The organism is Roseomonas gilardii, assembly GCF_001941945.1.
Classification (GTDB): Bacteria; Pseudomonadota; Alphaproteobacteria; order Acetobacterales; family Acetobacteraceae; genus Roseomonas.
On sequence record NZ_CP015583.1, the window covers coordinates 3,774,560 to 3,792,218 of the forward strand.

Here is a 17,659-nt window from a genome sequence, read left to right on the forward strand (position 1 = left end):
CGGCCCCATGACCAACGGAAGACCCGGACGGGACGCCGGCCCCGTGGAAACGCCGCCGGCGCTTCCGGCGGTGGGCGGGCTGAGCGAGGCGCGGGCCAGGCGCCTGCTGGATGAGCGGGCGGCCCGGCTGGCCGCGCGGCAGGGCCGGGCAACGGATACCGGTGCCGCCATGGCTCCCGTGTCGCCGCCTGTCCTGGCCTGCGCGCTCGGCCGGGAATGCTATGGCCTGCCGCTGGAACGGCTGCTCGCGGTGCAGCCGGCCACCGCCCTGGCGGGCCTGCCGGTGATGTCGCCGCCGCTTCTGGGTCTCTTCGCCCGCGCCGGACAGCCCTATGCGGTGCTGGACCTAGCGGCGATGCTTGGCCTCCCCTCCACCGGTCCGGGGCAGGCGGACGGCCCGGCGGGCCATCTGCTGCTGCTGCGCGGCCAGCCGGACCGCCCGGCCCTGCGGGTGGCCCTGCGGGTGGACCGCGCGCTGGGCGTGGTCACCCCGCGCCCCCTGGCCGCGCCGTCCGGAGCACCGGGCGACCGCAGCGCCGTCGCCGGGCGCGGGCTGGTCCCGGCCGGGGCGCTCGGCCCCCGGGAAACGGTGCTCGGCCTGCTCGATCCCGACCGCCTGCTGCAACCCTTCCTATCCGCCACCTCCGCTGCGGGAGCCTGAATCCGCGTGTCGATCGCCAATCGTATCCTTTTCGGCTTCGTCGTCCTGATCCTGATGCTGGCCGGTCTCGGCTGGTACGGGCTGAGCCAGCTCAGCCTCGTGCGCGACACGACGGACACCATCGTCACCCGCGACCTCGCCATGATGCGCCAGCTCGATTCGGTGCGGACCGAGAGCCTGACCGTGCAGGAGGCGCGCAACACCGCCGTGTCCCGCTTCCTGCTGCGCCGGCTGGACCGGTCGGTGCCCGACGACGACTCCCAGCGGATCTGGAACGACGCCCATGGCCGTTCGGAGGCCGCGATCCGCGACGCCCGCGACCGCGCCCGCCGCTTCGGCGACAGTTCGGTCTCGGAAGACCGCCGGCGCTCCTGGCAGCGCCTGAACCAGGCCCTGGAGCGCGGCGCCGGAATCCTAGGCCAGATGCGGGGCCTGACGGAGAAGCAGTTCGCGGCGATCCGCGCCAACGACCTGGAAGGCGTGAACGCCGTTTCGGCCCCGATCCTGACCCTGTCGCACGAGCTCGACACCTCCCTGCAGCAGGCCGATGCCGAGTTGGACGAGGCCCTGGCGGCCGGGCAGACCGTGGTGGCCAAGACCTATGAGGACAGCCGCTTCTCCGTGCTGGCGGTGCTGGGCGTCGCCGTGCTGGTCGGGGTGATCCTGGCGGCACTCGTGCGCCGGACCATCAGCGCGCCGCTTTCGGCCTTCATGGAATTCGTCGCCCGCGTCGGCCGGGGCGACCTGTCGGGCGCCGCGGCCGCCACGGGCAAGGACGAGATCGGCCAGCTCGGCGCCACGCTGAACGGGATGGTGGAGGGGCTGCGGCAGCTCACCCGGCAGAGCCGGGAGGTGACCGAGAACCTCAACGCCGCCGCCGCCGAGATCCGCGCCTCCACCCAGGAACAGGCGGCGGGCGTCGAGGAGCAGCTCGCGGCGGTGCAGGAGACGGCGGCCACGGCCGACGAGATCACGCATACCGGCACGCAGATCGGCAAGCGGGCGCAGGAGGTCATCACCTCCGCCCAGGCGGCGGCGCGCAACAGCAGCGCCGGCCTGCGCGCCGTGGACGACACGATGCGGGCCATGGATTCGATCCGCGAGCAGGCGGAGGCCGTGGCCTCGAACATCGTGTCGCTGAGCGAGAAGACCCAGGCGATCGGCGAGATCATCGCCACGGTGAACGATATCTCGGAACGCTCCCACCTGTTGGCGCTGAACGCCGCCATCGAGGCGGCGGCGGCGGGCGAGCAGGGGCGCTCCTTCGCCGTGGTGGCGGCGGAGATGAAGACGCTCGCCGACCAGGCCAAGGAGGCGACCGGGCAGGTGCGCTCGATCCTGAGCGACATCCAGCGCGGCATCAGCGCCTCGGTGATGCTGACGGAGGAGGCGGTGAAGCGCGTTTCCGCCGGCAAGGCGCGCACCGACACCACCCATGCCACGATCCGCGAGATCACCGGCAGCATCCAGGAAAGCGTGCAGACCTTCCAGCAGATCGTCGCCTCCACCAACCAGCAGCAGCTGGGCATCGAGCAGGTGATGGGCGCGCTGGGCAACATCCGGCAGGCGAGCCAGCAGACGGCGGCCAGCACGCGGCAGCTCGACACGGCGGCCGGCAATCTCAGCCAGCTGGCGCAGCAGCTCGTCGCGCTGGCCGACCGCTACCGGCTCTGAGCGCGGCACCGGCGAACGGAAAGGCCGCGCGCGCATGTCCGACTTCCGCCAGGAACTGCTGGCCGCCTTCGCGGTGGAGCACCGGGAACACCTGGATGCCATCCGTGCCGCCCTGGCGGCGGCGGAGGCCGGGCGTCCGCTGGACCTGCGCGACATCTTCCGCCGCGCGCACAGCCTGAAAGGCGCCGCCCGGGCGGTGGACCTGCCCGCGGTGGAGGAATTGGCGCACCGGCTGGAGGCGCTCTTCTCCCGGCTGGGCGAGGGCGGGATGGCGCTGGATGCCCGGGTCCAGGCCGTGGCGCAGCAGGGGCTGGACGCTGTCGAGACGCAGGTGGCCGGGCATCTGGCCACCCCGCCGGGGGAGGCCGGGCCGCCCCCGCCGGCGGCAGCCCTGGCAGCGCTCGATGCGCTGCTGGGCACCGCGCCGGAGGGCCGGGCGGAGGCGGCGGTTCCAGCCGCCATGCCGGCGCGGCGCGACGGAGCGGAACGGCCCGGTGGGGGAGCAGAGGCGGCGCCCGCCGCCGAAGCCGCCATGCCCGCGCCCGCCGAGCGGCATCCTGCGCCGGGCGGCGGCGAGTATCTGCGGGTCGAAGCGGGGCGCGTTGATGCCCTGTCCGGCCTGCTGCACGAACTGTCCGGGGAATTGCAGCGGCAGGACCGGCAGGCGGAGGCGCTGCGCCGGCTGGAGCGCCGGCTGCGGGGGCTGCGCCGGAACTGGCAGGACCTGCGCGGCGAGTCCGGAGGCGGCACGGAGGCGCGGCAGCGGGAATTCGACCTGGCGCTGTCCGGCCTGGGCCGGGACGTCGCTGCCCTGGCCCGCGACGGCCGGGACGCCGCCTGGAACGCGGATCAGCTGTCGCGCCGCCTGCGCCAGGGGGTGGAGCGGATCTCCCTGGTCCCGGCCGAGGCGGTGCTCGGCGGCCTGGGTTCCATGACGCGCGACCTCGCACGCTCCGAGGGCCGGGAGATCGCGCTGCGGCTGGAAGGGCTGGACACCGAGGCCGACCGCCGCGTGCTGCAGGCGTTGAAGGACCCGGTGCTGCACCTGCTGCGCAATGCCGTGGGGCATGGCGGCGAACCGCCGAAGCGGCGGCGGGCCCTGGGCAAGCCGGAACGGGGCGAGGTCGGCCTGCGTGTCGAACTGGGCGGCGGCCGGCTGCGGCTGCGCGTCTTCGACGATGGCGCCGGGCCGGACCTGGAGCGCATCGAGGCCCAGGCGGTGCGCCAGGGCCTGCTGCCCGCCCGCAGCACCGAGGCCCCGCCCCCCGCCGAGGACCGCCTCCTCGCCCTGGTCTTCGAACCCGGCTTCTCCACCGCCGAGGCGGTGGGCCGGCTGTCGGGACGCGGCATGGGCCTGTCGGTGGTGGCGGAGGCGGCGCGGGCGCTGCACGGCCATGCGCTGATGCGCCGGCGCCATCCCTGGGGGACGGAGGTGGTGATCGACCTGCCCTTCTCCGCCGCCCGGCAGAACGTGCTGCTGCTGGAGGCCGGCGGCCACCCCCTGGCCCTGCCGACCCATGGGTTGGAGCGTCTGCTGCGCCTGCCCGAGGCGGCGCTGCAATGGGCGGAAGGCCACCTTGCCACCCGCATCGCATGGGGTGGACGGGACGTTATGCTTCCCGTGACGAACCTCGCCTCCCTTCTCGGCGTTCCCGGCGCCCGGCTGCCCATTGAGGCGGGCCATCTGAGCACGGTCCTGCTGCGGGCCGGGGAGCGGCGCTGCCTGCTGGCGGTGGAGGCGCTCTCCGACGTGCGGACGTTGCCGGTCTCCGCACTGGATGCGGGCGCGGGCGGAGGCTGGGGGCTGGACCCGGCCCTGGTCTCCGGCCTGGTCCTGCCGGCGGGGAGCCTGGTGCCGCTGTTGCGCCCCGAAGGGCTGATGGACCGCTGGCTGCGCGGTCTGGGCGGCTCCGGCGAAGGCCATGGCGAGGCGCCCGAGGCCGCCGGGCAGCGGGGCGACAGGCTGGGCCTGCTGCCGCGCCCCGGTGCCCCCTCCGGCGTGGCGGCAGAAAGTACGGAGGCCGGCGATCGCGCCGGCATCCTGGTGGTGGACGATTCCATCACCACGCGGACCCTGGAGAAGAGCATCCTGGAGGCGCAGGGCTACCGCGTCCTGCTGGCCGTGGACGGGGTGGAGGCGCTGAACCTCCTGCGCGGCGGCGAGGCGGTGATCGATCTGGTGCTCGCGGATGTGGAGATGCCGCGGATGGACGGCTTCGGTCTCCTGCAGGCCATCAAGAACGACCCGCGCCTCGCCGGCCTGCCGGTGATCCTGATGACCTCCCGCGCCGACGAGGAGGACATCCGGCGCGGCCTGGAGCTGGGCGCCGGGGCCTATCTCACCAAGCAGAAGTTCGACCAGCGCGAACTCCTGGCCACGATCGGGCAATTGCTGTGAACGGCACTACCCCTTCTCACGGGCAGCCCGGCTCGGGGCAGACGCTGCCCGTCCGGGTCATGATCGTGGAGGACTCGCTGGTGGTGCGCCAGCTCCTCACGCACATCATCGCCCGCGACCCGCGCCTGCTGCTGGTGGGAGCGGTGGAATCGGCGGAGGAGGCCCTGCGCTCGTTGCCGCGCCTGCGGCCCGATGTCGTTTCCATGGATATCCGCCTGCCCGGCATGGACGGGCTGGAGGCGACGCGGCAGATCATGGAGGAGAACCCGACGCCGATCGTGGTGATCGCCGACGCGGTGGAGGATGCCTCGCTGCGCATCTCCATGAACGCACTGCGCGCCGGGGCGCTCTCGGTCGTGGAGAAGCCGGTCGGCCTGTCCTCCCGCCACTACGAGGCGATCGCGGAGGAGATCTGCACCCAGCTCTTCATCATGAGCCAGGTGCCGGTGATCCGGCGCCGCGCCATCGGCCGCGCCGCCGAGCCGCCCTTCCCCGCATTCCCGGAACCCGCCCCCCCCATGACGGCGCCGGTGCGCCCGGCGGTGGTGGCCATGGCCGCCTCCACCGGCGGGCCGCCCGCCCTGGCGCGGGTGATCGGCGCCCTGCCCGCCCGCTTCCCGGCGCCGATCCTGCTGGTGCAGCACATGGGGGCGCCTTTCATGGAGGGCTTCGCCGCCTGGCTGGACGGTCTCGTTCCCTTGAAGGTGGAAATCGGCCGGGACGGGGTGACGCCCCTGCCCGGCCATGTCTATGTGGCGCCCGGCGACCGGCACCTGCTGTTGTCGCAGGCCGGTCCGTTGCAGGTCAGCGCCGGCCCGCCGGTGGGCGGCCAGCGCCCCTCGGCCAATCTGCTGTTCCAGTCCGTGGCGCAGGCCGCCGGGGCCAGGGGGCTGGGCATCCTGCTGACCGGCATGGGCGAGGACGGAGCGAGGGGACTGACGGAGTTGCGGCGGCAGGGCGGCTTCACCATCACCGAGCATGAGAGCAGCGCGGTCGTCTATGGCATGCCGGCGGCGGCGGTGCGGCTGGGCGGTTCCTCGGCGAGCCTGCCGCTGCACCTGATTGCACCGCGCCTGCTGCGCCTGGCCATGCCGGAGGCAGGCACATGAGCGGCGGGGGCACGGCCGGAGCCAGCATCCTGCTGGTCGAGGATTCCGACACCCAGGCCCTGCAGCTTCGCCGGATGCTGGAGCAGCAGGGCTTCGCGGTGACGCGCGCGGCCACGGCGGAGGCGGCGCTGGACGGGCTGAACGACGGGCTGCCCGACCTGGTGATCGCCGACTACCACCTGCCCGGCATCAACGGCGACGAGTTCTCCCGCCGCATCCGCATGAACCTGCGCACCCGGGCGCTCCCGGTGCTGATGCTGACCAATGCGCGGGAGCAGGATCTGGAGCGGCAGGGGCTGGAAAGCGGCGCCGATGCCTATGTCTCCAAGGCCGCAGGGCAGGAGATGATCCTGCTGCGGCTGCGGGCGCTGCTGCGCCGCCGGCCACAGGACGCCGCGGAAGCGGCGCCGGCCGCCGGCTCGCAGGCTCAGCCGGCCTTCCGCCGCGCCGCCATCCTGCTGGTGGAGGACAGCGCCACCCGCCGGGCCTGGATGGGCCGCCTGCTGTCGCAGGATGGCTATGCCGTCCAGGCCGTCGCAGGGCCGGAGGAGGCGCTCGCCGCCATCCAGGCGGAAGGCGCCGCCTGGGACTGCGTCGTGATCGCCATGCTGAGCCCGGGCTTCGACGGCGTGGCCCTGTGCCGCCGCCTGAACGTCCTGCGCAGCGGGCCGGGCGAAGGGCCATCCTTCCAGATCGTGGGCCTCGGCAACGACGAGAGCACGGGGCGCGAGATGCTGTCCCAGGTCTTCGAGGCGGGGGCAGACGACCTGGTCTCGGCCACCGCCAGCGCCGAGGCGATCCGGCTGCGCATCCGCACCGTGGTGCGCCGCCGGCTGATGCAGGAGGAGAACCGCCGCATCGATGCCGAGCTGCGCGAGCGGGAGCTGGCGCTGGCCCATGCGCGGGCCGAGGCGGTCGCCGCCGAGGCCCGGGCCGCGCTGGCCGAAGCCCTGGCACGGGCCAATGCGGAGCTGGAGGAGGCGAACCGGCAGCTCCGCGACACCCAGGCCAAGCTGGTGCAGGCCGCCAAGATGGCCTCGCTGGGCGAGCTGGTGGCGGGCATCGCGCATGAGATCAACAACCCACTCGCCTTCATCCTGGCCCACCAGGGCACGGTCGAGCGGGTGCTGGAACGGCTGGGCCCGCATGTCGCGGAGGATGCGGAGGCGCGGGCGCTGGTGGAGAAGGGGCGCCAGCGTTCGCAGTCCATGACGCTGGGCCTGAAGCGCATCCAGGACCTCGTGCTGAACCTGCGCAAGTTCTCGCGGCTGGAGGATGGCGGGTTCCAGACGCTCGACGTGCCAGAGGCGATCGAGACGGTGGTGGCGCTGCTGACGCACAAGCTGTCCAACCGGATCGTGGTGCGGCGTCAGTTCGATGCACGTCCGGATCTGTTCTGCTCCCCTGCCCTGCTGAATCAGGTGGTGATGAACATCGTGGGCAACGCGGCGGACGCGATCGAGGACCAGGGGGCGATCACCATCGCCACGCGCGAGTCGGACGGACAATACGTGATCGAGATCGCCGATACCGGCCCAGGCGTGCCGGAGGAACTGCGGGAGCGGATCTTCGAGCCCTTCTTCACCACCAAGCCGATCGGCTCCGGCACCGGGCTCGGCCTCGCCATCGCCTACAACATCGTGCGCGCCCATGAGGGGCACATCGCCGTGGGAACCTCGCCGGAAGGCGGTGCGCGCTTCACCATCAGCGTGCCGCTGCGGGCCACCCCATGAGCAGCCATCCGCCGCATGGCCCCGGTGCTCCGGCACGGCCGGGCACCCACCGGGGCACGATCCTGCTGGTGGACGACGAGGCAGAGATCGTCACCGCGCTGCAGGACCTGTTCGAGGACGAATACGACGTCCTCGCCACCACCTCGCCCACCGATGCGCTGCGGCTGCTGCAACGCGAACCGGACGTCTCGGTGATCCTGTCCGACCAGCGCATGCCGGGCATGACCGGCGACCAGATGCTGGCCCGGGCACGCGAACTCACCCATGCCGAGGCGCTGCTGCTGACCGGCTATGCCGATCTCGACGCGGTGGTCTCCGCGCTCAACAAGGGGCGCATCGCCGGCTATTCGCCCAAGCCCTGGGACCCGGTGGCACTGCGCGGGCTGGTGGGCAGCGCGCATGAACGCTGGGCCCTGGCGCGTGCCCTGGAAACCGAGCGAAGCCTGCTGCACGGGCTGCTGGACAATTCCCCCGGCCGTCTTTCCTTCAAGGACGCTCAGGGCCGTTTCGTGCGGCTGAACGCGGCCAAGGCGGAATCGATGGGCCGCAGCGTGGCGGAAAGCCTGGGCCGGCGAGAGCAGGAGTTCCTGCCTTCGGAAGCCGCCGAGGCGCTGACCCGGATCGAGGCGGAGGCCCTGCACGGGCGCGGTTCCGCCGATGCCGTGGAGGAGGAGCGCCAGGAGGGCGAAACGCGCTGGTTCGCGGTGAGCCGCGTGCCGGTGATCCGCCAGGACGCACCCGCCTTCCTCGTGACCATGGAGCACGAGATCACCGAGCGCCGGAACCTGGAGGCCCGGCTGCGCCAGGCGGACAAGATGCAGGCGCTGGGCACCATGGCCGGCGGGGTGGCGCATGACTTCAACAACCTGCTGACGGCGATCCTGGGCAACCTGCAACTGGCGCTTCGCACGGCGCCCGAAGGGTCCCGCCAGCAGCGGCAGCTCCGCAATGCCATCGCCGCCGCCGAGCGCGGCTCCGGGCTGACGCAGAGGCTGCTCTCCTTCAGTCGGCAGCGCGACCTCGACCTGCGGCCGGTGGATGCGAACGGGCTGGTCCAGGGGATGGAGGACCTGCTCAGCCGCACCCTGGGCGGGCTGATCCGCATCGAGCACGATCTCGCCCCGGATCTCGCCCCGGTCCTGGTGGACCCGGGGCAACTGGAGCTGGCGCTGCTCAACCTCTGCATCAACGCCCGCGACGCCATGCCGGAGGGTGGGGTGCTGACCCTGGGCACGGCCCGCGCGAGGGCCGAGGCCGGCGACGTGCCGGAGCTGAAGCCCGGCGATTACGCCGTGCTCTCGGTGCGCGACACGGGTGCCGGCATGGCGCCGGAGGTGCTGAGCCATGCCTTCGAGCCCTTCTTCACCACCAAGGAAGTGGGCAAGGGCACGGGTCTGGGCCTGTCCATGGTCTATGGCCTGATGCGCCAGTCGGGCGGTGGCATCCGCCTGCAGAGCGAACTGGGACAGGGCACGCTGGTGGAGCTGTTCCTGCCGCTCTCCGGTCGGCCGGGCCCGGAGGAAAGCCATGCCGGCACCACGCCGCTGCCGCGGACACGGCCGCTGAGAATCCTGGTGGTGGATGACGACCCCGCGGTGCGCGAGGTGACGGCGACTTTCCTGGAGGAGCTGGGCCACGAGATCCTGGAGGCCGGGGACGGTCCCTCCGCCCTTCGGACCCTGGAGACCGAGGAGATCGACCTGATGGTGGCGGATCTGGCGATGCCCCTGATGTCGGGGGCGGAACTCGCCGCCACGGTGAAGGCCTCCCATCCCCGGATGCCGGTGCTGCTGGTGACCGGCTATGCCGAGCTGGACAACCTGCCCAAGGAATACCCGCTGCTGCACAAGCCCTTCCGGCAGGCGGATCTGGCGCGGTGCATCCAGGAGCTGATGGAAGGCCAGGGCTGAACGGAGCAGGCGGGACACCGGGCAGGTGACAGAATCTGCTCGTCTGCTATTGTAGATTCATGCCAGCCGTTTCTCTTGCTCCCCTGGAGATTGAAGCCGCGCCCAGCCTCGCGGAACGCGCCTATGCGCGGCTGCGGGACGCGATCGTGGAGGGAAGCCTCACGGCCGGCACCAAGCTGTCCGAGCGCCGCTTGGCCGTCGCGCTGGGCATCTCTGCCCAGCCGGTGCGCGAGGCGCTGCGCCGCCTGGAAGGCGAAGGGCTGGTGGAGACCCGCCCCAAGAGCGGCACCTTCGTGTCCTCCCTCGACAGCGACAGGCTGGCGGAGATGGGCCGCATCCGCGCAGCGCTGGAAGGTGCGGCGGCGGCACTGGCGACCCGCCGGGCGGCCCCGGCCGAGTTGCGGATGCTGGAACAGCGGCTCGGCGCCATCCGCGCCGCGACGGCCCGGGGCGACCGCGCCGCGCTGGCCGAGGCCAACGACGCCTTTCACACCGCCCTGCACCGGATCACCGGCAATGCCTTCCTGATCCGCAGCCTGCAGGCCCTGCGTGCCTATTTCCATGTCGGCAGCCGGCGTGTCCTGGCCGGGGAGGCGGAAACCCGGCTGGCCCTGGAGGAGCATCAGGCCATCCTGGATGCCATCGCCGCCGGCGAGGCGGAGCGGGCCGAGCGCCTGATGCGTGCCCATGCCTTGCGCTCCCTGGCCGTGGCCTTCCCGGAAGCGGAGCGCTGATGCCCCGCGCCCTGCCCGGCCTTCCCTGACGAAAAGGATCTGCACGACACCATGGCCGAGAATCAGCCAGCCCCGGGCAAGCCGCGCGTCCTGGTCGCGCGCCGGGTGCCGCCCAATGTCGCCGCCCGCGCCCGCGAGATGTTCGACGCCATCGTCACCGAGACGGACATGGACGCCGACACCGCGCTGCGCGTGATCCGGGAGGAGCGCATCGCCGGGCTCTTCTCCGGCCCGAAGGTGAAGTTCACCGCCGCCCATGCCGCCGCCATGCCGGACGGGCTGAAGGTGATCGCCAATCCCGGCGCCGGCTTCGACCACATGGATGTGGAAGCCGCCAAGGCGCGCGGCATCGTCGTGACCAACGCGCCGGACGTGGTGACGGACTGCACCGCCGACCTCGCGCTGATGCTGATCCTGAACGCCAGCCGCCGGGCACGCGAATACGACCAGGTGATGCGCGAGGGCTGGCGCAAGCCCTATGGCATGCCGGACCTGCTGGGCCTGCGCCCGAGCGGCAAGACGCTCGGCATCGTCGGCATGGGGCGCATCGGCCAGGCCGTGGCGCAGCGCGCGCGCGGCTTCGGCATGAGGATCCTCTACAACAACCGCCGCCGCCTTTCGCCGGAACTGGAACAGGGCGCCGAATACGTCGCGGATCTGCACGACCTGCTGCGGCGCTCGGAGATCCTGTCCCTGCACCTGCCTGCCAGCGCCGGGACGGGCACGCTGATGACCCGGGAACGCTTCGCCCTGCTGCCGCAGGGCGCCGTCTTCGTGAACACCGCGCGTGGCTCCCTGGTGGACGAGGATGCGCTGATCGAGGCGTTGAAGTCCGGCCAGCTCTTCGCCGCGGGCCTCGACGTCTTCCGCAAGGAACCGGATTTCGACACGCGCCTCGCCGAGCTGCCCAATGTCTTCCTGACGCCGCATGTGGCCAGCGCCACCGTGGACACGCGCGACGCCATGGGCTTCCGCACGCTCGACAACATCGCGGGCGTGCTGTCCGGGCGCGGGGCGATCGACCCGGTCTGAACGGGGCGGCGCCACGTCAGCCGGCGGCGGTGGCCCAGGTCACGCCAGGTCGCGGATCCGCCGCATCGCCCGGGCGAAGCGGCTGGCGATCTCGGCCTGCCGGTGGTGGACCCCGTCGCGCACCACCCATCGCCCGCCGGCCATCACGTCGCGGACCGGCGTGGTGTTGCCGGAGAAGACCCAGGCATCCAGCAGCGCGTCGCCCTCCCGCCCGACCAGGGCCGGATGCTCCGTATCCAGCACCAGGAGATCGGCGCGGCAGCCGGGCGCCAGGCGCCCCATGGGCTGGCCCAGCGCCTGCGCGCCGCCCAACGCCGCGCATTGCAGCAAGGCGAGGCCCACCGAGGCGCCAGGCCGTGTCTCGGTGACGTTGCGGGCGCGGCGGCGCAGGCGCTGGACGTATTCCATCCAGCGCAGCTCCTCGATGGGGCTGGTGGAAACGTTGCTGTCCGTGCCGATGCCAAGGCGCCCGCCCGCCGCCGTGTAGTCCGGCAGGGGAAAGAAGCCGTCGCCGAGATTGGCCTCGGTGGTGGGGCAGAGCCCGGCCACGGCGCCGCTCCGGGCCAGGGCCAGGGTTTCCGCCGCGTCGGAATGCGTGGCATGGATCAGGCACCAGCGCGCATCCACCGGCGCATGGCCGAGCAGCCACTGCACCGGCCGCTGGCCGCTCCAGGCGAGGCAGTCCTCGACCTCCTTCACCTGCTCCGCGACATGGATGTGGATGGGCGTGTCCGGGCCCAGCTCCGCCGCGAGTGCCACGCTGGCGGAGAGCTCCTCCGGCGTCACGGCGCGCAGCGAATGCGGCGCCACGCCGACCCGCACCCCGGGCCAGGAGGCTGCCTCCCGGCAGATCCCTGCCCAGGTCTCGACCGGCAGGACGAAGCGCCGTTGCCCCGGCGCCGCTTCCGCGCCGCCGAACTGGCTGTGGCGGTAGAGCACCGGCAACAGCGTCAGCCCGATCCCCGCCGCCTCGGCCCCCGCGGCGATGCGGCGGGCCATCTCCGCCGGATCGGCATAGGGCGTGCCGTCCGGCGCGTTGTGCAGGTAGTGGAACTCGGCCACGGCGGTGTAGCCCTGGCGCAGGCATTCCGCGTAGAGCTGCGCCGCGATGGCCTCGACATCCTCCGGCGTCAGCACGGCGAGGAAGCGGTACATCACCTCGCGCCAGCGCCAGAAATTGTCGCCCTCCGGCCCGGCGCGCTCGGCCAGCCCCGCCATGGCGCGCTGGAAGGCATGGGAGTGCAGGTTGGGCATCCCCGGCACGACGAGGCCGGACAGGCGTTCGTCGCCTTCCACCGCCGCGCTCTCCGCGGCCACGCCGGCGATGCGCCCCTCCGTGTCGAGCGTGATGGCGACGTCGCGGCGGATCTCGCCGTCCAGCAGCGCGGTTTCGGCCAGGAAGCGCATCATTCTCCTCCGCGCACGCGGCTGTGGAGCGGGTTGAAGCCCAGGCGATAGACCAGCTCCGCCGGGCGCTCGATGTCCCAGATGGCGAGGTCGCAGCGCTTGCCCGCCTCCAGCGTGCCGATCTCTCCCAGCAGGCCCAGCGCCCGTGCCGCCTCGCGCGTCACCCCCGCCAGGCATTCCGGCACGGTCAGGCGGAACAGAACCGCCGCCATGTTCATCGCCAGCAGGATCGAGGTAACCGGCGAACTGCCCGGATTGCAGTCCGTCGCCACGGCGATGTGGGCGCCATGCCGCCGCAGCGCCTCGACCGGCGGGCGGCTGGTCTCGCGCAGCGTATAGGCGGCGCCGGGCAGCAGCACCGCCACGGTTCCCGCACGCGCCAGGGCGGCGGCGCCCGCCTCGTCCGCGCATTCCAGGTGATCCGCCGAAAGCGCTCCCCAGCGCGCCGCCAGCGCCGCGCCGCTGCCATTCTCCAGCTGGTCGGCATGCAGCTTCACCGGCAGGCCATGGGCGCGCGCGGCGGCGAAGACCCGCTCGGTCTGGGCGGCGGAGAAGGCGATGCTCTCGTGGAAGACATCCACCGCATCGGCCAGCCCGGCCGCCGCCACGGCAGGCAGCATCACGTCGCAGACCAGGGCGGTGTAGTCCTCCGCCCCGATCCCCGGCGGCACCGCATGGGCGCCCAGGAAGCTGGTGGCCACGCCAACGGCGCGCTCCTCGCCCAGCCGCCGCGCGGCGCGCAGCATCCGCAGCTCGGTCTCCGTCTCCAGCCCGTAGCCGGACTTCACCTCCACCGTGGTCACGCCCTCGGCAATCAGGCGGTCGAGCCGTGGCAGGGCACCCGCCACCAGCGCGTCCTCATCCGCCGCCCGCGTGGCGCGCACGGTGGACAGGATACCGCCCCCGGCGCGGGCGATCTCGGCATAGGTGGCGCCGGCGAGCCGCGCCTCGAACTCCGCCGCGCGGTCGCCGCCATGGACCAGGTGCGTGTGGCAATCCACCAGCCCCGGCGTGACCCAGCGTCCCTCCAGCCCGGTCACCTCCGCCGCCTGCCAACCGGTGGGCAGGTCCCCTTCCGGTCCCGCGAAGGCGATCCGTCCGTCCCGGCTGGCGATGGCGCCGCCTTCCACCACGCCGCAGCCCGCCAGGATGGCAGCCTCCCCATGGGCCTCCACGGGGCTTCCTTGCGCCATGGTCAGCAGCCTGCCCCCCAGCCACACGCGGTCGAAACGGCGCCCTTCGGCCATCGCATCTGTCCTTTCCCGCAGGCCACCACCCGGTCTTCCATGCCGGCCGCGCCGCACGCGCGGGCAGCGGCACGCCCGGGGCGGTAGCCCCCCGTTTCCCGGCTTCGTCTCGTCACGGGATGGGACGAGCCAGGAAGGAAGGAGGGTAGAGCATTTCCGGCCCGCCTGCGCCCTTCCCGGCCCCTGCCGGAGCAGCCCATGTGTCAAAGGAGGGACACATCGCGGGTGACCGGGCGGCCATTGCATCGTTACGGGGTGAAAACGCCAGCCCGCCCCTTGCGGGCCCGTCCCTGGGAGAGGAAGGACCGTCATGCGCATCGTCGAGAGTCTCGTCGATATCACGGTCTTTGCCCGCGTCGCCGAGGTGGGCAGCCTGACCGCGGCCGCCCGCGAGCTCGGCATGTCGCTGCCGGTCGTCAGCAAGCGCCTGGCGCGGCTGGAACAGCGCCTCGGCATGCGGCTGGTGAGCCGCACCACGCGGCACCTCGCCCTCACCGAGGACGGGCGTGACTTCCAGGCCCATTGCCGGCGCATCCTGGCCCAGATCGAGGAGATGGAGGCCGCCCTGGCCCTGCGCCGGGGCGAGGTGATCGGGCAGTTGCGCGTCACCTCCACCGTTGCCTTCGGGCAGCGCGTCCTGGCCCCCCTGATCGCGGAGTTCCTGCGCCTGCACCCGGCGATGCGCATCCACCTCACCGCCACGGATACGGTGGTGGACCTGATCAGCGGCGGCTTCGACCTGGCCATCCGCTCCGGCGCCATGCCCGACTCGCAGCTCCTGGCGCATCCGCTCGCCCCCAGCCATGGCGTCGTCTGCGGCGCCCCTGCCTATCTGGCGCGCCGGGGCCGGCCGTCGCATCCGCGGGAGCTGGAACAGCACGACTGCGTCCTGTCCGGCGACACCACCCAGGACCACTGGCGCCTACGGTCGCGGGCGGGCGAGGAGGCGGCGGTGCAGGTCACCGGCCCGGCCAGCAGCAGCCATGGCGAGGTCGCCCTGGCCCTGGCGCTGGCCGGGGCCGGGCTGGTGACGAAGCCCGTCTGGGAGATCGGGCCGGAGGTGCGGCAAGGGAGGCTGGAGATCGTGCTGTCCGGCTGGCACATCCCCGAGCCGCCCCTGCAGGCGGTGCACGCGCATGGGCGCCTGGTTACGCCCCGGCTCAGGCTCTTCCTGGATTTCCTGAACGAGAGGCTCCGCGCCGGCTGGCCGTGATGCCGGACCGCGGAAGACCTGGGTTTCCCAGCCCGGTATCGCGCAGGGCTGGCGGCCACGCGCCCGCTCAGCCGCGCCGGCCGAGGGGCAGGCTGCCGGAGGCCTTGAGCCGGTCGAGCACGATGGAGGAGCGGACCCGCGCCACGCTCTCATGCGGCAGCAGCACGTCGTTCACCAGCACCGACAGGCCCTTGAGGTCGCGCACCACCGCCTTGATCAGGTAGTCGGCGTCGCCGGTCATGGCATAGGCCTCCTGCACCTCCTCCAGCCGCGAGACGAGGTCGCGGAAGCGGCGGGCATTGTCGCCGCTGTGGCTGGCCAGCGTGACCTGGATGAAAACCAGCAGGTGCAGCCCCAGCCGTTCCGCATCCAGCTCGGCATGGTAGCCACGGATCAACCCGCTGGCCTCCAGCGCCGCCCGCCGGCGCGAGCATTGCGAGGCGGACAGGCCGATCCGCTCCCCGATCTGCTGATTGGTCAACCGGGCATCCTCCTGCAAAGCCCCGAGCAGGCGGAGGTCGAGCGCATCCAGGGTCGGAGATTCGTGCATGGATGGGGATTTTCGTGCGTGTTTCGTGCACGAATGAAGCGTTTCCGGCATGGTTTCGCAAGCAGCTTGCGCGAGCCCAACGGCATGATGTGCGCCATAACGGAGGATATCCAGGAATGGGACCTTTCCCACATGACGCGCCGCGGTCGAGCATCAGCGAGCACAACCCCATGGGCACGGACGGCTTCGGCTTCGTCGAATACGCGCATCCGGAGCCTGAGAAGCTGCACGCCCTGTTCCGCCAGATGGGCTTTTCCGCCGTGGCGCGGCACCGCACGAAGCGCAGCACCCTCTACCGCCAGGGCGACATCAACTATCTGCTGACCGAGGAGCCCGGCAGCCATGCCGCGCGCTTCGCGGAACGCCATGGCCCCAGCGTGCCGTCGATGGCCTTCCGCGTGGTGGATGCGCAGCACGCCTATCGCCGCGCGCTGGAACTGGGCGCCGAGCCGGCCGACCCCACCGATGGCGCGAAGACCATCGACATCCCCGCGATCAAGGGCATCGGCGGCAGCCTGCTCTACTTCATCGACCGGTATGGCGAGAACGGCTCGGTCTATGACGCCGAGTTCGAATGGAGTGGCGAGCGCGAGCCCTTCCCGAAGGGCGCCGGGCTCTTCTACATCGACCACCTGACGCACAACGTCTATCGCGGCCGGATGGACCACTGGTACGCGTTCTACAGCAGGCTCTTCAACTTCCGGCAGATCCGATACTTCGACATCAAGGGCGAGTACACGGGCCTCTTCTCCCGCGCGCTGACCAGCCCCGACGGGCGCATCCGCATCCCGCTGAACGAGAGCGCGGACGACGAGAGCCAGATCGAGGAATACCTGCGCGCCTACCAGGGCGAGGGCATCCAGCACATCGCCTGCGGCTGCAACGACATCTACGGCACGATCGAGGGGCTGCGGGGGGCAGGGCTGAGCTTCATGCCCGCGCCGCCCGACACTTATTACGAGAAGGTGGACGCGCGCCTGCCGGGCCATGGCGAAGACCTCGCCCGGCTGAAGAGGAACGGCATCCTGGTGGATGGCGAGGGCGTGGTGGAGGACAGGAAGGCGCGGCTGCTGCTGCAGATCTTCTCGGGCAACGTGATCGGCCCGGTCTTCTTCGAGTTCATCGAACGCAAGGGCGATGACGGCTTCGGCGAAGGCAACTTCCGCGCCCTGTTCGAGAGCATCGAGGAGGACCAGCTCCGCCGGGGCGTGCTGTCGGCGGCCCACGCGGCGGCCTGAACCTCCGCCGGGGACCGAAGCCGGTCCTCGGCCGATACCGCCGGCCTGCCGCTCAATCCCTGGGAGCGAGGCAGTGCCGGAGGTGGAGGCGCTACCGCTTCAGGCCGGGAATGGCGCCCAGCAGATTCTGGGCGAGGCCCGGCGGCAGGCCCTGGGGCAGTTGAAGGGTCTGGTAGCCTGTGGGGATGCGGAAGCGTGCCGGATCCTGGCGGGCATAGGTGACGCTGGTGGCCTCGATGCCGCCCTGGCGGCCCTGCACCTGCCCTTCGGCGCGCAGCAGCACGCCATCCGCCGTCAGGCAGGCGTGGCCGCTGGCATCGCGCTCCTCATAGCGCCAGTTGGTACAGGACAGCCCGGCGATCTTCGCCTGCCCTTCGCGCGTGAAACGCGTGTTGGGGCCGAAATCGGCGGGCAGGCCCATCTTCTGCAACTCCTCGGCCGGAAGCTCGGTGACGAGGCGCATCTTGTCCATCACCAGCCGCGCCTGGCCGCTGCGGCGGTCCAGCACGCCCCAGCCGTTCTGGCGCGGCAGTTCCAGGCGCAGCAGGCGCTCGGAGGCCAGCCATTCCGCCTCGACCGGCTCCGGCTTGCCGCCGAGGGTCCGGTAGGTGACGGCGACGTCGCGGCTGGGCTCCAGCCGCGGCGCGGCGCCGCCGGTCTGCGCCATGGCGGGCGGGATGGGGGCGGCGGCCAGCAGGCTGGCGGCCAGCAAGGCACGGCGTATGGATCGGCGCATGGCGGGGGGTCCTCCGC

At 72.2% G+C, this 17,659-nt stretch carries 14 protein-coding genes; 10 read left to right on the forward strand and 4 right to left on the reverse strand.

The window, feature by feature from the left end; genetic code table 11:
- Positions 1 to 7: 7 nt before the first annotated feature.
- From RGI145_RS17125 to RGI145_RS17160, 8 genes are read left to right on the forward strand one after another with little or no spacing between them, the layout of a single operon-like run.
- The gene (locus tag RGI145_RS17125) at positions 8 to 661 is read left to right on the forward strand and encodes a chemotaxis protein CheW (protein WP_167668308.1); all 654 of its coding nucleotides are present in this window, start codon (positions 8 to 10) and stop codon (positions 659 to 661) included.
- 6 nt (positions 662 to 667) lie between these two features.
- Positions 668 to 2,335 carry a methyl-accepting chemotaxis protein gene (locus RGI145_RS17130; protein ID WP_208863889.1) on the forward strand — a complete coding sequence of 556 codons (1,668 nt, stop codon included), beginning with the start codon at positions 668 to 670 and terminating at the stop codon, positions 2,333 to 2,335.
- 34 nt (positions 2,336 to 2,369) lie between these two features.
- Positions 2,370 to 4,733, forward strand: coding sequence for a hybrid sensor histidine kinase/response regulator (locus RGI145_RS17135; protein ID WP_075799316.1), 2,364 nt, complete (start codon positions 2,370 to 2,372; stop codon positions 4,731 to 4,733).
- A gap of 59 nt (positions 4,734 to 4,792) precedes the next feature.
- A complete protein-coding gene (gene cheB, locus RGI145_RS17140; protein ID WP_075799317.1) occupies positions 4,793 to 5,842 on the forward strand; it encodes a chemotaxis-specific protein-glutamate methyltransferase CheB in 1,050 nt (349 codons plus the stop codon).
- A complete protein-coding gene (locus RGI145_RS17145; protein ID WP_075799318.1) occupies positions 5,839 to 7,575 on the forward strand; it encodes a response regulator in 1,737 nt (578 codons plus the stop codon). The genes cheB and RGI145_RS17145 overlap by 4 nt, the downstream gene beginning before the upstream one ends.
- Positions 7,572 to 9,485, forward strand: coding sequence for a response regulator (locus RGI145_RS17150; protein WP_075799319.1), 1,914 nt, complete (start codon positions 7,572 to 7,574; stop codon positions 9,483 to 9,485). Before RGI145_RS17145 ends, RGI145_RS17150 begins: the two co-directional genes overlap by 4 nt.
- Before the next feature lie 59 nt (positions 9,486 to 9,544).
- Positions 9,545 to 10,219: a GntR family transcriptional regulator gene (locus RGI145_RS17155; RefSeq protein WP_083670878.1), complete on the forward strand. Its 675-nt coding sequence runs from the start codon at positions 9,545 to 9,547 to the stop codon at positions 10,217 to 10,219.
- A 51-nt stretch (positions 10,220 to 10,270) separates the two neighbouring features.
- Positions 10,271 to 11,251 carry a 2-hydroxyacid dehydrogenase gene (locus RGI145_RS17160; protein WP_075799320.1) on the forward strand — a complete coding sequence of 327 codons (981 nt, stop codon included), beginning with the start codon at positions 10,271 to 10,273 and terminating at the stop codon, positions 11,249 to 11,251.
- 39 nt (positions 11,252 to 11,290) lie between these two features.
- On the opposite strand, the gene RGI145_RS17165 is transcribed toward RGI145_RS17160, so the two are convergent.
- Together RGI145_RS17165 and hutI are read right to left on the reverse strand one after the other, a co-directional pair.
- Positions 11,291 to 12,661, reverse strand: coding sequence for a formimidoylglutamate deiminase (locus tag RGI145_RS17165; RefSeq protein ID WP_075799321.1), 1,371 nt, complete (start codon positions 12,659 to 12,661; stop codon positions 11,291 to 11,293).
- Complete coding sequence (hutI, locus tag RGI145_RS17170) at positions 12,658 to 13,905, reverse strand: imidazolonepropionase (protein WP_075799322.1); 1,248 nt, start codon at positions 13,903 to 13,905, stop codon at positions 12,658 to 12,660. The genes RGI145_RS17165 and hutI overlap by 4 nt, the downstream gene beginning before the upstream one ends.
- A 310-nt stretch (positions 13,906 to 14,215) precedes the next feature.
- Here hutI and RGI145_RS17175 point away from each other — a divergent pair, with 310 nt between their 5' ends.
- The gene (locus RGI145_RS17175; RefSeq protein ID WP_075799323.1) at positions 14,216 to 15,118 is read left to right on the forward strand and encodes a LysR family transcriptional regulator; all 903 of its coding nucleotides are present in this window, start codon (positions 14,216 to 14,218) and stop codon (positions 15,116 to 15,118) included.
- A gap of 67 nt (positions 15,119 to 15,185) precedes the next feature.
- Here the strand turns inward: RGI145_RS17175 and RGI145_RS17180 are convergent, their stop codons facing one another.
- Entirely contained in the window at positions 15,186 to 15,668 is a 483-nt protein-coding gene (locus RGI145_RS17180; RefSeq protein WP_075799324.1) for an Lrp/AsnC family transcriptional regulator, read from the reverse strand.
- Positions 15,669 to 15,784: 116 nt separating this feature from the next.
- Between RGI145_RS17180 and hppD the strand changes: the two genes are divergently transcribed.
- Positions 15,785 to 16,906, forward strand: a complete 1,122-nt coding sequence (gene hppD / locus RGI145_RS17185; protein WP_075799325.1) for a 4-hydroxyphenylpyruvate dioxygenase — start codon at positions 15,785 to 15,787, stop codon at positions 16,904 to 16,906.
- A gap of 91 nt (positions 16,907 to 16,997) precedes the next feature.
- On the opposite strand, the gene RGI145_RS17190 is transcribed toward hppD, so the two are convergent.
- A complete protein-coding gene (locus RGI145_RS17190) occupies positions 16,998 to 17,642 on the reverse strand; it encodes a hypothetical protein (protein ID WP_156878585.1) in 645 nt (214 codons plus the stop codon).
- Positions 17,643 to 17,659 lie beyond the last annotated feature (17 nt).